Consider the following 12,271-nt stretch of genomic DNA (forward strand, 5'->3'; position numbering starts at 1 on the left):
GTGCCCAGTCGGGCGCAGGGCCCAGGCGATCGGTAGTGGGGCAACAAGGAGATACCTATGCGCTTCCGACCAGTTCTGGCCGTACTGCTTCTCATGCTGTTCGTCGGCGCGGCGCGCGCCGACATGTTCACGCCATCGCATTCTTGCTCCAAGCCGTACAAGCCTTACCGGTTCAACTCGGAGTGGGAGGTACAGCAGTTTCGGGACGACGTAGAAGATTACAAGCAGTGCATTGGCGACTTCGTCGAGGAGCAAGAGGATGCTGTTCGAAAGCACCAAAGTGCAGCACAAGAGGCGATCGAAGGGTGGAACAGCTTCGTCAACTACGAACTGAGGTAGGCCGGTGACTAAAAGTTCGTTCAAGTCGAGCCCGCTTCGCCGGTCGGCGTAACTCAGGCGACAGGGGACAGCATCATGCGCTGTGGAAACTCGACAACCCTCCACGCTGCGCTTGCAGTAGCCATGCTCGTTGGCGTATCCGGCGCTGGCTGCGCGCACCGTATCCAGTCGGACATGGAGCCGAGGCGTGTCGCCCGCAGTTTGGGGTTCGCCGGATGCGACGTTTCCGAGCCGATGAGGCGCTACCAGGCGCTGGACCTGGCGGACCGGCTCGGCAATCCGGTTCTCGCAGACTCATCCGAATGGGCGACCGCCATGGCCATGATGCAGCCGGGCGACGATCTCCGTCACGTCTATTGCCCCAGGACCGGCGGTAATTTCTTTGGGGTGTTTCGCGACAAAGCCGTTCTGTTCAAATTCGGCAGCTTTCTCTTTTGACCAGGCGATGGGGCTGCCCAACCGTTTACTCCAACCTGACCCGCGTCGCGGGGCGGATTGACTCTGCCGCAGACTGACATGCCAACCCTCGTCGCAGATGTACGTGCAAGACCGGAGGCCATCGCCGACGCGCTGGTCCGCGCCGGATGGTCATGGCAGCACCCGCACTCGGGAGCGATCAGTGTCTTCGCCAGCCAGGGTGAGCGCTTGGTCGTGGCGTCAGCGCAGGCGGCGCTCGAGGAATTCCAGTCGGGGGCGCTGCTGCAACTCTGGCTCGGCGATGGCGGCGATCTTGCAATTGGACGTGTCGGCGATTCTGCCCGCATCTACTTCGACGGACTCACGGCTCACCACGTCGCCCAGTGTCTGGACGCGCTCGCGCGCCATGGCATCGATCATCGAGTCGATACGGAATGAAGGACTACACCATCACGCTCCGCGAGGGCTGCGCCAATGGCTGAAGAGAAACCACGTGTGGGTGTTGGCGTGATCGTCATGCGCGATGGGCGGGTGCTGCTGGGACAGAGGATCGGCTCGCACGGGGAGGGCACCTGGGCGCTGCCGGGCGGCCATCTGGAGTTCGGCGAGAGCGTCGCGGCGTGTGCCGCACGCGAGGTCTACGAGGAAACCGGGCTGGAGATCGGCGACATCGCCGCCGCGCCCTACACCAGCGACGTATTCGCCACGGAAGGAAAGCACTACATCACGCTGTTCGTGGTGGCCCGCAGCGATGCCGGTGCTCCGGAGCGGCGCGAGCCGGAAAAGTGTGCGGGCTGGGTCTGGTGTCGCTGGGCGGAACTCCCGAGTCCCCTGTTCCCGCCGCTTGCGACGCTGCGTGCCACCGGGTTTGTGCCGGAGGGAGCGGACTGACGGTCTATCCAAGCCGAACCTGCTAGGCGATTCGGCTTGATTCAATTGCCCTCACCGCGGCACCACCGACGCTTCCAGCCACGCGATGAAGTCGCCCAGCGGCACGGGGCGGGCGATGTAGTAGCCCTGCACCTGCTCGACGCCCTGGGCGGACAGCCACGCCAGTTCCTCCGCGCGCTCCACGCCTTCGGCCACGATGCTCAGTTCCAGTCCCTGGCCCAGCGCGATCAGCGCCCGGCAGATCGACGCATTGCGCGGATCACGGTCCACGTGGTCGACGAAGCTGCGGTCGATCTTCAGGTGGTCCAGCGACAGGTCGCGCAGGTAGGCCATGCTGGAGAAGCCGGTGCCGAAGTCGTCGATAGAGACGCAGACGCCGTCCTGCTGCAGCTCCTCCATCGCGAACTTCGCCGCATCCGGCCGCCGCAGCATCGCGCTCTCGGTGAGCTCCACGTGCAGCGCACCGCGCGCCAGCCCGTGGCGCCGCGCGGCCTCGCGGATCTGCCGCGGCACCGCACCGGTCATGAACTGGACGGCGGAGACGTTGATGGCGACCGCGACGTGGGGGAAGCCCGCCGCGACCAGTCGCGCCTGCGCCTGCGCCGCCTGCTCGATCACCCATTCGCCGATGGGGGCGATCAGTCCCGATTCCTCGCTCAGCGGAATGAAGCTGGACGGCGGCACGTAGCCGTCCGGCGTGCGCCAGCGCAGCAGCGCTTCCGCGGCCACCACCCGGCCATCGCGCACGCGCCGGATCGGCTGGAAGAACAGCTCGAACTCCTCGTTCGCCAGCGCGTGCCGCAGCCGGCCGACGATCGCCAGGCGCGCGCTCGCCTTGACCGCCAGCAGGTCCGAGTAGTGCATCGTCGGCACGTTGTCGGCACGCGCCTGCAGCGCCGCCAGGGCCGCATGGCCCACCACGTCCTCGCCGCTCTGGTCCGGGTGTTGCTGGAACGCCACGCCGACCCAGGCTTCCACCCGGTGGCTGCCCGTCTCCGATACCACCGGCGCCGCGAACAGGGCATGCAGCGCGTCGACCACGCGATCCCACTGTCCTGCCTGCGGGACCGCGACCAGGAAGGCGTCCGCCGGCACATACGCCACCGGGCCGACGCGGCCGTCCGTCGCGGCGATACGCCGGGCGACGGCGGCGACGATCTCGTCGCGCGTGCGCCGCCCGAACATCGGCGACACCAGGTCCAGGTCGCGCAGCTGCACGTACACCACCGCGTACGTCGCGTCGGGCGCGTCCCGCGGCAGCTGTTCCACCTGTTCCGCGAAGGTGCGCAGGTTGAGCAGGCCGGTGGTCTCGTCGTGCGCGGCGCGCCAGGCGAGATCGTGCTCGTAGGCGACCCGTTCGCTGACGTCCTCGGCCAGCACCAGGCGTGCGTCGTGACCGTCGAAGCGGATGCTGCTGCTGTGGATCCGCACGTGGATCCGTTTGCCGTCGCGCGTGGCATGCAGCCAGACGCGGGAGGCGTCGCGGGGCTCGTCGACCTCGACGACGCTCGCCTGCACGGCCGCCTGCTCTTCGGGCGGACGGATCTGCAGGATGGTCATGCCGAGGAATTCCTCGCGCGAGTAGCCGTAGCGACGGATCGCGGCCTCGTTCACCGCCAGGAAGCGCAGGGTCTGCACGTCGAAGACCCAGAACGGCAGCGGGTTCAGCTCGAACAGTTCGCGGAACTGGGTTTCGGCGCGTGCGAGCTGCTCCTGCTGGTTGCGGCGCTCGCTGACGTCGACGATCGTGCCGGTCATGCGCGGCGTCCGGCCGGCATCGTGCGCCAGCGCGCCCCTGGCGTCGATCCAGCGCTGGCGCCCGTCCGGCAGCCGGATGCGGTATTCGGAATGGAACGGTTCGCCGCTCTCCCAGGCGGCGGCGAATGCCTGCTCCACGCGCTCGCGGTCGTCCGCGTCCATCCGCTGGAAGAACTCGTCCAGCGGCAGCATGCCGGGCACCGGCGGGAAGCCGAACAGGCGCGCGGCATGCGCCGAGGCCCGTACCTGTTCGCTGTCCCGCTCCATCGCCCACACGCCGGCCTGCGAGGCCTCCTGCGCCTTGGTCAGCCAGTCCGCGTGCCGCTGCAGTTCGTCGTGCGCGAGGTCGCGCGCGGATTCCGAACTGGCGGTCTTGCGCATCAGGTAGAACGTGCCCAGCCAGTACAGCACCAGCAGGCCGATGGCGGTGATCGCATACGCGCGCCACGGCGCGAGCGCTTCCTGCTTCGAGATGCCGGCGGCCACCACGAAGGGATAGCCGCTGGTGCCGGCGAAACTCGCGAAGCGCTCGATGCCGTCCAGCCGGCTGACGACGTCCACCTGTGCCGTGGAGCCCGGCGTCAGTCCCGCGGGCAGCGGCACCTGCCGCCCCACGTGCGCACCGCTGGCGCCGCGACGGGCCAGCACGATGCCGTCGTGGCTGAGGATGCCGACGCTGCCTTGCTCGCCGAGATCCAGGCCTTCCAGCATCCGCTGCAGCTCGGCCGTGCGCAGGCGCGCCACCAGCCAGTTGCCTTCGGCGGTCCGCAACGCCAGCGGGACGATGGGCTCGGCACGCCCTTCGATGACCAGTCGTCCGACGCCGAGTGTGCGGGCCTGCGCCTGGCTGGCATCAAGGGGCAGGGTGTCCTGGCCGTAGGCGCTGACCCCGCGGTAGATGGCCTGTCCGTCCGCGCCGTACAGATCGATGTCCTGCAGTTCCGCATGGCGGGAGACGACGCCGCGGATCTCGCCGGGCAGGTCCCAGCGGCTCCTGTCCTCGCGCTCGCTCGCGTAGCCGTCCGCGATCGCGGCCATGCCGCGCATGGCGCGTTCCAGGTTGCGGATCTCGAAATGCAGCAGCCGGTCCACGCCGATCGTCACCGCGGTGCTCTGGCGGCGCGCGGCTTCCGTTCTCGCCAGCCGGTCCAGGACGATGGTGAACAGCAATCCTGCGCTGATCACGATGCCCAGGCAGACACCGATCCAGCGGACGAATGTCTTCCTTCCTCCTGCGGCGTCCGATGATCTTCCCTTCATCCGGTCCCCCATCTGCTGCGGCGTCCCCTGCCTGCGCGCGGCGGACCGTCGCCGGGCGGTACTGCCTTCCCGTGCTGCTTCCCGCCAGCGTCGCCCCCGACGGCGACGACGGCGACCTCATGGCGGTCGCGTCCCTTCTGCTTGGCTGTGTACAGGGCTTCGTCCGCCGCTGCCAACAAGTCGTCTTCGCTGGCGGATGCGGCGGCGAACGCCACGCCGATGCTGGTGGTCACGGTGAGCGCGGTGTCGCCGATGCGCATGGGTGCCCTGACGGCCGCCAGCAGCGTGCGCGCGCTCTTCGTCGCCGAGGCCAGCGTCGCGTCGCCATCCTGCAGGATGACGAATTCGTCGCCGCCCAGCCGGGCCACCAGCGACCCGTCGCCGGCATGCGTCTGCAGCCGCTGCGCGAAAGTGCGGATCACGCTGTCGCCACTGGCGTGGCCATGGGTGTCGTTGACGCCCTTGAAGTAGTCGATGTCGAGGAAGAACAGCGCCACCGCGCTGCCTTCCATGCCCAACCGGGCGATCGCCAACGCCAGGCGATGCTCGAGCTGCCGGCGGTTGGCGATGCCGGTCAGCGCATCGATCATCGTCAGCCGCTGCAGTTCCTGCCGGCTGGCCTCCAGCGCCTGCTCGGCCGCGACGCGCCTGCTGATGTCGCGCCCGGACAGGATCAGGTCGCGTTCGCCCTCCGCGCCTTCGCGCGGCGCGGATCGCATCACCACTTCCGTCCACACGTAGCGGCCTTCGCGGTGCCGCACGCGGTAGCGATGCGTCTGCGGCAGGCCGGAGGCGACGACTTCGAGCATCGCCTGGCGCTGCGCCTCGCGGTCGTCGGGATGCAGCAGGTCCCAGCGCGTCCCCAGCATCTCCTCGGGGGCCCAGCCCAGCATGTCGCGCGAGGACGGCGACACGTACGTGCGTTCGCCCGCGGAGTCGAGGCGCACCACCAGGTCGCCGGAAAAATCCGCCAGCAGCCGGTAGCGCTGCTCGCTGTCGCGCACGCGCGCGGTCAGCCGGTCGCGCTCGGCCATGGCCAGCACCACCGGCAGGGTGATCAGGCACGCGCCGGCGAGGTACGACTGCAGCAGCACCGTGCGCCATGCGTCGCCCCGCGCGGGCATGTCGGCGAGTGGGCCATGGCCTGTCGCGGTGAAGGTCACGCCGATGACGGCCAGCAGCGATATCCCGACCGCGACGCCACCGAAGCGATGGCGGAACGCGCCGAACAGCAACGGCGGATAGGTGAGGAAGAGCAGGGCGTAGTGGCTCAGGAAGGCCAGCCCGGCCATCAGCGCCACCAAGCCCATGCTGAGCGCGAAGTCGAGGCGACGACCCGGGGGCGCGAGGAAGCGCAGGCCCTCGACATGGAGGATCAACGCCGTGGTGCCGACGATCACCAGGCCCAGTACATGCGCACCGTACCAGGTGGCGAACGTCACGAGCGGATCCGCGCCCGGCATCGGGCCTTCCAGTTGCGTTCCGGCTGCGGCCGACACCGCGCACACGACAAGCGTGCTGGCGGTGGCGACACCGCCGAGATGGACCCAGTGCCGCGGATCGCTGATGTCGGGAATGTGGCGGCGGATCAAGAAGGCGATACACAGCGCTTCGAACAGATGGCAGGCGGCCAGCGCCATCGCGAATGCCGGCGGTGCGCCGGCCAGCCACTGGCCCGCCGCGTCCGCGACGGAGCCCGCAATGCCGTAGCGCCACCAGGTGTCGCGCGGCCTGACCAGCAGCCACGCGCAAAGCAGTCCGCCGGGAATCCAGACCGCGGGAAGCTCCCCGGGCCGGACCGCCCAGCGGATCGACAGCCAGGCACCCGCCATGATCAGCAGGGCGGCCAGGACGATGTCCGATCCTCCCGTCCTGCGAGGCCACGTGGACATGCCAACATCCTGTCAATGCAACATGGCCTCATCCTCGCGCTCGGGTTGTATGCGTGGCGTGCAGACGGCCCGCCCGTGCGGAGGCGCGTCTGTGTGCGGGCGAACACGTAAGCGTTGCTCAGCGCGGTTAGCAGGGCGAAGCAGTGAAATCCGGGGGTTTGTCACGGATATGGGTTCACGCGTGTAGTTGGCGCATGGCGACCTCAAGGCGGAGTGCCCATGGCCGTTATGCAGGTGCGGCGCCAGCGAACGAAGGCGCCGGCGCAGCGACGTCGACCTCATCGATCCGATCGGGTCCGTCGCCGTGCAAGCACCCAGGAGCATGACCATGACCACCGCCGCCACCCTGTCGCCAGACGCCGCACCCTCCGTCGACTGGCGTTCGTGGGTCGCCCGCCTGATGGGGACGGGCCATCGCGTGTCGGCAAAGGAAACGCAGCGGCGCGCATGCCTTGCAGAACTTCAGGCGCAGGTCGACGCCCTGCACAAGGTGCAGGCCGTCATCGAGTTCGACCTGGCCGGCAACATCCTGACCGCCAACGCCAACTTCCTCGGCGCGCTGGGCTACACGTTGCCGGAGATCGTCGGCAGGCACCACCGCATGTTCGTCGACGAGGACTACGCGGCGAGCGCGGCCTACCGCGACTTCTGGACGCGGCTGGCGCGTGGCGAGTTCGACGAAGGGCAGTACCGGCGCATCGGCAAGGGCGGCCGCGAGGTCTGGATCCAGGCCTCCTACAATCCCGTGTTCGACCCGCAGGGCAAGCCGTACAAGGTCATCAAGTTCGCCACCGACATCACCCGGCAGACGTTGCAGGCGGCCGACTACGCCGGCCAGCTGGCCGCGATCAACAAGTCGCAGGCGGTGATCGAGTTCGACCTGACCGGCACCATCCTGTCGGCCAACCAGAACTTCCTGGACGCGATGGGCTACCGGTCGGAGGAAGTGCAGGGCCGACACCACTCGATGTTCGCCGACGCGGCATACCGCGACAGCCCCGAGTACCGCGCGTTTTGGGAGAAGCTGGGCCGCGGCGAATACGACGCCGGCCAATACCTGCGGCTTGGCAAGGGCGGGCGCGAGATCTGGATCCAGGCCTCGTACAACCCGATCTTCGATGCCTCGGGCCATCCGGTGAAGGTGGTCAAGTACGCCACCGACGTGACCGGGCAGGTGCGTGCCACGCTGGCCATGCGGGCCGCGCTGGCGCAGAGCCGGCAGGTGGTGCAGTCGGCGCAGTCCGGCGACCTGACCGTGCGCGTGCCCACCGCCGACAAGGACGGCGCGGTCGCCGAGCTGTGCCAGGGCATCAATGCGCTGGTCGAGGTGATGGCCAGCCTGGTGGGCGACATCCAGGGCGCGGCCGAGGTCGTCAACGCCGGCGTGCGCGATATCGCCGCGGGTAACAGCGACCTGTCGGTGCGCACCGAACAGCAGGCCGCATCGGTGGAGGAAACCGCGTCGTCGGTAGCCGAACTGAGTGCGACCGTGCGCCACACCGCGGACAACGCCCGCATGGCCGCCGACCTCGCTGTGGGCGCCACTGATGTCGCGGCGCGTGGCGGGCAGGTGGTGCATGGCGTGGTGGACACCATGTCGCAGATCAACGCCTCGTCGCGGCGCATCGCCGACATCATCGGCGTGATCGACGGCATCGCGTTCCAGACCAACATCCTGGCGCTCAACGCGGCGGTCGAGGCAGCGCGTGCGGGCGAGCAGGGCCGCGGTTTCGCGGTGGTGGCGAGCGAAGTCCGCTCGCTGGCGCAGCGTTGCGGCGGTGCGGCGCGCGAGATCAAGCAATTGATCGGTGATTCGCTGGCGCGGGTGGAGGAGGGCGGTCGGCAGGTGGAGCACGCCGGCGCCAACATGGAAGAGATCGTCGCCAGCGTGGTGCGGGTGAGCACGCTGATCGGCCAGATCAGCCAGGCCTCGCAGGAGCAGAGCCTGGCGCTGGACCAGGTCAACCAGACGATCAACCATATCGACCACAACACGCAGCAGAACGCGGCCCTGGTGGAAGAAGCCTCCGCCGCCGCGCACAGCCTGCAGGACCAGGCGGAGCAGTTGCTGGAGGCGGTGGCGCGCTTCCACGCGTAGGACAAGCGCCGGCCGGCAGGCGAGGGCCGTGCACCGGAACATCGGCGGGAGGGCAGGGAATCCTCCTTGTTGCACGGCCATGCGCACCCTACTATCGGGTCGGCCGATACCCCGGTGCGCGATCCGTGCTCATCGGCGCCTTCATGATGAAAGGAGTGATCATGAGCCACCGTTTCCGTGCCTGCTGTCTTGCGATGACGCTCCTGCTGGTCGCCGTCGTCGCGTCCGCGACGACGACGCTCTCCTTCTACGGGCAGGGCTACTGGCTTTCCATGGAGATCGGCCACGACGTCCGGCCGGAGGTGGCCAGCATCAGCTTCCATGCGCCGGGCGACAAGCAGGGTGTCGTCCTGCGGGGGAATTACGAGGTCGAGGTGTTCGACACCCGTCGCGAGGTACTGGTGCTGACGTACAAGGGCGGCGATCCCCGTGTCGAGCCCTTCACGCTGGTGGTCCGCGGCAACAAGGCTGCCCTGACGATCGGCAACCAGCGCATCGAATCCCAATTCAGCTGGTTCATGTGAGGGCGCGTCCAGGGATGCGCTCGCAGTGCTTTCTTGCCTCGCAGGTTGATGGTCCGGGACGGCCGGCTCGCGCCCGTCTCCGCGTCAGGCGTACGCCGGGATGATTAACCGCAGGTATGCGACGCGCGCGGTTTCACGGCTTGCCAACACGCGCGGACGATAAGCTGAACACGTCGCCGGTGGGCAAGGACTTGCGTGAATACCTCTTCGATGGCAGCCGGACCGGGCTCTCCCGTGGAGCAGCGCGTCCGGCTGTACGAGACCCTCCTGCAGGTCACCCCCGACTTCGTCTACATGTGGGACCTGCAGCATCGCTTCACCTATGCCAACGCTGCACTGCTGGCCATGTGGGGCATGACATGGGATGAAGCCATCGGCAAGAACTGCCTGGAGATCGGTTACGAACCCTGGCACGCGGCGATGCACGACCGCGAGATCGAGCAGGTCGTCGCCACTCGCCAGCCGGTACGCGGCGACGTACCGTTCAACGGGACCAACGGACGGCGCATCTACGACTACCTGCTGATGCCGGTGATCGGGCCGGATGGCGAAGTCGAAGCCGTCGCCGGTACCACCCGCGACGTCACCGACCGCAAGCAGCATGAGGAAGCTCGCCGTCGCAGCGAGGAGCGGCTGGCCGCGATGGTCGATGCGACCACCGACCTGGTCTACCGCACCAACGACGACTGGAGCGAAGTCGACATCGTCGGTGGCAGCCTGCTGCTCGGGCGCCACGGCTCGCTGACGCCTGACTGGCTGGAGGTGATGATCCATCCGGACGACCGCGACCGGGTCAGCCAGGCCATCGCCCGTGCGCGGGCGACGCAGAGCCCCTATGAAGCCGAACACCGCGTACGCAACAATAGCGGCTCGTGGTCGTGGGTGTCCTCGCGCGCGGTACCGATCCGGCCGATCGGCGGCCAGATCACCGAGTGGTTCGGCGCCGCCACCGACATCAGCGAGCGCAAGCGGTACGAAGAGCACCAGCGCCTGCTGCTCGCCGAACTCAACCACCGGGTAAAGAACACGCTGGCCATCGTGCAGTCGATGGCCCTGCAGACGCTGGGCAGCAACGGCGATGCGTCGCCGTCCTACGAGCGCTTCGAGGCGCGCCTGCATGCGCTGAGCCAGGCGCACGACATGCTGACGCACAAGCAATGGGTGCACGCGCCGCTGGAAGCGATCGTGCGGACGGCGATCGCCCCCTGCATGCAGGACGACAGCGACCGCTTCACGCTGCAGGGGTTCCCCATCGAACTGGAGCCGCAACGCGCGCTGGCGCTCACCATGGCGCTGCACGAGTTGTGTGCCAACGCGATGAAATATGGCTCGCTGTCCGCAGAGGGCGGCCATGTCGACATCCGCTGGACACGCGAGGTGCACGATGGCGACGATTGCCTCGTGCTGCGCTGGGAAGAGCGGGGCGGACCGCCGGTGGTCGCTCCGGTCCGGCGCGGTTTCGGATCGCACCTGATCGAACGCGGCCTGCGCCACGACCTCGGCGGCCACGTGTCGCTCGATTTCCTGCCCACCGGCGTGGTCTGCCAGATCACCGCCCCGCTCGCCAAAGAAGGAGCCGTCGCATGACCTCGGACACCGCCGCCCGTGTGCTGATCGTGGAAGACGAGTTCATGCTGGTCATGCTGATGGAAGAGCTGCTGCCCACGCTGGGCTATGAGATCGCGGGCACCGCCGCATCGGTGGACGAGGCGCTGGGGCATCTGGCATCGCTGCAGATCGACCTCGCCGTGGTCGACGTCAATCTCGCCGGCACCGAATCCTTTCCGGTCGCCGACGCGCTGCGGGAACGCGGCATCCCGTTCCTGTTCACCACCGGTTACGGCCAGCAGGGTCTGCCGCCACGCTTTGCCGATGCGCCGGTCCTGGCAAAGCCGTTCCGGCGGCACGACATAGACGCGGCGCTCACGCAGTTGCGAGCGAACGCCGACTGACCCGGTCGATCATCGTGTCGGCGCCGATGCGCCGCCGTGCTCATAGCTGATGCCCAATACTCGCGCCACGCCGTGCAGGCGGCGCAGAACGGCCGAGCGCAGGTGCATCGGGGCATGGTCGTAGACCTGCGTCCACAGGCTGCGCAGGAAAGCATGGGGATCGCCGATGTCGGCGCCGGAGCGGACCAGGTTTTCGGCGTCTGACAGACGCGCGTCGATGCGTTCTTGGGAAAGCATGGGACGATGCTGGCGACCGCGTCGTAAAAATGCCGTGGGCGGGCCGTGAGCGTGTTCAGCCGGCAGTCGTGTAGGCGCTGCTGTGTGAGCGAATGCTGAAAACGTGGACGTTTTCATCACGCATCCTCAACGTTTTTCTGGCCACGCTGGTCGCACGCAATGCGAGGACTTTCCCGTGGATCGAACGACCCAGGAGGCTACGCCCGTGGCACCGAATGCGGTGGAGCGGCAGCGCCGTCCCGACAGCCCGCTGACGCCCGGCGAATCGCCCGGCAAGCGCACCAACGAAGAACGCAACGATCCGGCCGTGGAGCCCGGCGCTGCGGAAGGCCAGCTCCGCGACCATCCCGCTCAGATCTAAGGAGGCACCATGACCCCACTCGACAAGGCGCTGCGGCGCGAAATCACCATCGGCGAAAAGGCCTACACGCTGACCATCGACCCCCATGGCCTGAAGCTGGTCGAAAAGGGACGGCGCAACGGTGTGGAAGTGCGCTGGGCCGACCTCGTATCCGGCGACGCCGGGCTGGCGGCAGCGCTGCAGGCATCCACCGCGAGGGAGTAAGTGATCGTGCCGCGCGTCGGCGCGAAGGAGATTCCCGTGCAGACATTCATTACGGCCCACGGCAAGCCGCAACCCAGCGAGCCGGGCAAACCCACCCCGCCGGGCGTGCCGACGCCGCCCGGCCAACCGTCGGCGCCCGGCAAGCCCAGCGAGCCGGGCAAGCCGAGCGATCCCTACAGGCCGGAAGATCCCGACACGCCGGCGTCACCACGTGATCCGGGAAATCCGGACGAGGTGCCCGGCGGTCCGGATCAACCGCCGGCCACGCAAATCCATATTGATGATCCGCGCGACCCGCGCAGCATCGCGGACTGAACCGCGATGACCTCGACCACTAC

The 12,271-nt window shown here is 68.1% G+C and carries 14 protein-coding genes; 11 read left to right on the forward strand and 3 right to left on the reverse strand.

All coding sequences use genetic code 11. From position 1 onward, the window contains the following. Positions 1-57: 57 nt before the first annotated feature. The 4 genes from AC04MD_RS01240 to AC04MD_RS01255 all read left to right on the forward strand — a co-directional run bounded on the left by AC04MD_RS01240 (position 58) and on the right by AC04MD_RS01255 (position 1,647). A complete protein-coding gene (locus AC04MD_RS01240; protein WP_475495525.1) occupies positions 58-339 on the forward strand; it encodes a hypothetical protein in 282 nt (93 codons plus the stop codon). Between the two features lie 123 nt (positions 340-462). Continuing rightward, complete coding sequence (locus AC04MD_RS01245) at positions 463-777, forward strand: hypothetical protein (RefSeq protein ID WP_475495526.1); 315 nt, start codon at positions 463-465, stop codon at positions 775-777. Between the two features lie 78 nt (positions 778-855). Further along, positions 856-1,194 carry a hypothetical protein gene (locus AC04MD_RS01250; RefSeq protein ID WP_475495527.1) on the forward strand — a complete coding sequence of 113 codons (339 nt, stop codon included), beginning with the start codon at positions 856-858 and terminating at the stop codon, positions 1,192-1,194. A gap of 36 nt (positions 1,195-1,230) precedes the next feature. Continuing rightward, complete coding sequence (locus AC04MD_RS01255) at positions 1,231-1,647, forward strand: nucleotide triphosphate diphosphatase NUDT15 (RefSeq protein ID WP_475495528.1); 417 nt, start codon at positions 1,231-1,233, stop codon at positions 1,645-1,647. Between the two features lie 51 nt (positions 1,648-1,698). Here the strand turns inward: AC04MD_RS01255 and AC04MD_RS01260 are convergent, their stop codons facing one another. After that, a complete protein-coding gene (locus AC04MD_RS01260; protein WP_475495529.1) occupies positions 1,699-4,665 on the reverse strand; it encodes a bifunctional diguanylate cyclase/phosphodiesterase in 2,967 nt (988 codons plus the stop codon). Beyond that, positions 4,662-6,557: a diguanylate cyclase domain-containing protein gene (locus AC04MD_RS01265; protein WP_475495530.1), complete on the reverse strand. Its 1,896-nt coding sequence runs from the start codon at positions 6,555-6,557 to the stop codon at positions 4,662-4,664. The genes AC04MD_RS01260 and AC04MD_RS01265 overlap by 4 nt, the downstream gene beginning before the upstream one ends. Before the next feature lie 400 nt (positions 6,558-6,957). Between AC04MD_RS01265 and AC04MD_RS01270 the strand changes: the two genes are divergently transcribed. The 4 genes from AC04MD_RS01270 (at position 6,958) to AC04MD_RS01285 (ending at position 11,131) form a co-directional block, all read left to right on the forward strand. Beyond that, the gene (locus AC04MD_RS01270; RefSeq protein ID WP_475496147.1) at positions 6,958-8,655 is read left to right on the forward strand and encodes a methyl-accepting chemotaxis protein; all 1,698 of its coding nucleotides are present in this window, start codon (positions 6,958-6,960) and stop codon (positions 8,653-8,655) included. A 161-nt stretch (positions 8,656-8,816) separates the two neighbouring features. Next, positions 8,817-9,179 carry a hypothetical protein gene (locus tag AC04MD_RS01275; RefSeq protein WP_475495531.1) on the forward strand — a complete coding sequence of 121 codons (363 nt, stop codon included), beginning with the start codon at positions 8,817-8,819 and terminating at the stop codon, positions 9,177-9,179. Positions 9,180-9,389: 210 nt separating this feature from the next. Continuing rightward, positions 9,390-10,766: an HWE histidine kinase domain-containing protein gene (locus AC04MD_RS01280; RefSeq protein WP_475495532.1), complete on the forward strand. Its 1,377-nt coding sequence runs from the start codon at positions 9,390-9,392 to the stop codon at positions 10,764-10,766. Beyond that, a complete protein-coding gene (locus AC04MD_RS01285) occupies positions 10,763-11,131 on the forward strand; it encodes a response regulator (RefSeq protein ID WP_475495533.1) in 369 nt (122 codons plus the stop codon). The genes AC04MD_RS01280 and AC04MD_RS01285 overlap by 4 nt, the downstream gene beginning before the upstream one ends. A gap of 9 nt (positions 11,132-11,140) precedes the next feature. Here AC04MD_RS01285 and AC04MD_RS01290 read toward each other — a convergent pair whose 3' ends face one another. Beyond that, positions 11,141-11,368, reverse strand: a complete 228-nt coding sequence (locus AC04MD_RS01290; RefSeq protein WP_475495534.1) for a hypothetical protein — start codon at positions 11,366-11,368, stop codon at positions 11,141-11,143. Positions 11,369-11,543: 175 nt separating this feature from the next. Between AC04MD_RS01290 and AC04MD_RS01295 the strand changes: the two genes are divergently transcribed. The 3 genes from AC04MD_RS01295 to AC04MD_RS01305 are packed head-to-tail and all read left to right on the forward strand — an operon-like array spanning position 11,544 to position 12,248. Continuing rightward, positions 11,544-11,729, forward strand: coding sequence for a hypothetical protein (locus AC04MD_RS01295; RefSeq protein ID WP_475495535.1), 186 nt, complete (start codon positions 11,544-11,546; stop codon positions 11,727-11,729). Positions 11,730-11,738: 9 nt separating this feature from the next. Then, positions 11,739-11,933 (forward strand): hypothetical protein, encoded by a 195-nt coding sequence (locus AC04MD_RS01300; RefSeq protein ID WP_475495536.1) that lies wholly within the window; start codon positions 11,739-11,741, stop codon positions 11,931-11,933. Continuing rightward, a complete protein-coding gene (locus AC04MD_RS01305) occupies positions 11,934-12,248 on the forward strand; it encodes a hypothetical protein (protein ID WP_475495537.1) in 315 nt (104 codons plus the stop codon). Positions 12,249-12,271 lie beyond the last annotated feature (23 nt).

The sequence above is a fragment of the Pseudoxanthomonas sp. LjRoot206 genome (genome assembly GCF_056175725.1).

What these genes read in the sequence shown, in the direction of transcription:
- AC04MD_RS01300 (WP_475495536.1), top strand. Translation starts at nt 11,739, where the DNA reads ATGACCCCACTCGACAAGGCGCTGCGGCGCGAAATCACCATCGGCGAA.
- AC04MD_RS01270 (WP_475496147.1), top strand. Translation starts at nt 6,958, where the DNA reads ATGGGGACGGGCCATCGCGTGTCGGCAAAGGAAACGCAGCGGCGCGCA.
- AC04MD_RS01240 (WP_475495525.1), top strand. Translation starts at nt 58, where the DNA reads ATGCGCTTCCGACCAGTTCTGGCCGTACTGCTTCTCATGCTGTTCGTC.
- AC04MD_RS01280 (WP_475495532.1), top strand. Translation starts at nt 9,390, where the DNA reads ATGGCAGCCGGACCGGGCTCTCCCGTGGAGCAGCGCGTCCGGCTGTAC.
- AC04MD_RS01250 (WP_475495527.1), top strand. Translation starts at nt 856, where the DNA reads ATGCCAACCCTCGTCGCAGATGTACGTGCAAGACCGGAGGCCATCGCC.
- AC04MD_RS01260 (WP_475495529.1), bottom strand. Translation starts at nt 4,665, where the DNA reads ATGAAGGGAAGATCATCGGACGCCGCAGGAGGAAGGAAGACATTCGTC.
- AC04MD_RS01245 (WP_475495526.1), top strand. Translation starts at nt 463, where the DNA reads ATGCTCGTTGGCGTATCCGGCGCTGGCTGCGCGCACCGTATCCAGTCG.
- AC04MD_RS01290 (WP_475495534.1), bottom strand. Translation starts at nt 11,368, where the DNA reads ATGCTTTCCCAAGAACGCATCGACGCGCGTCTGTCAGACGCCGAAAAC.
- AC04MD_RS01255 (WP_475495528.1), top strand. Translation starts at nt 1,231, where the DNA reads ATGGCTGAAGAGAAACCACGTGTGGGTGTTGGCGTGATCGTCATGCGC.
- AC04MD_RS01265 (WP_475495530.1), bottom strand. Translation starts at nt 6,557, where the DNA reads ATGTCCACGTGGCCTCGCAGGACGGGAGGATCGGACATCGTCCTGGCC.
- AC04MD_RS01285 (WP_475495533.1), top strand. Translation starts at nt 10,763, where the DNA reads ATGACCTCGGACACCGCCGCCCGTGTGCTGATCGTGGAAGACGAGTTC.
- AC04MD_RS01275 (WP_475495531.1), top strand. Translation starts at nt 8,817, where the DNA reads ATGAGCCACCGTTTCCGTGCCTGCTGTCTTGCGATGACGCTCCTGCTG.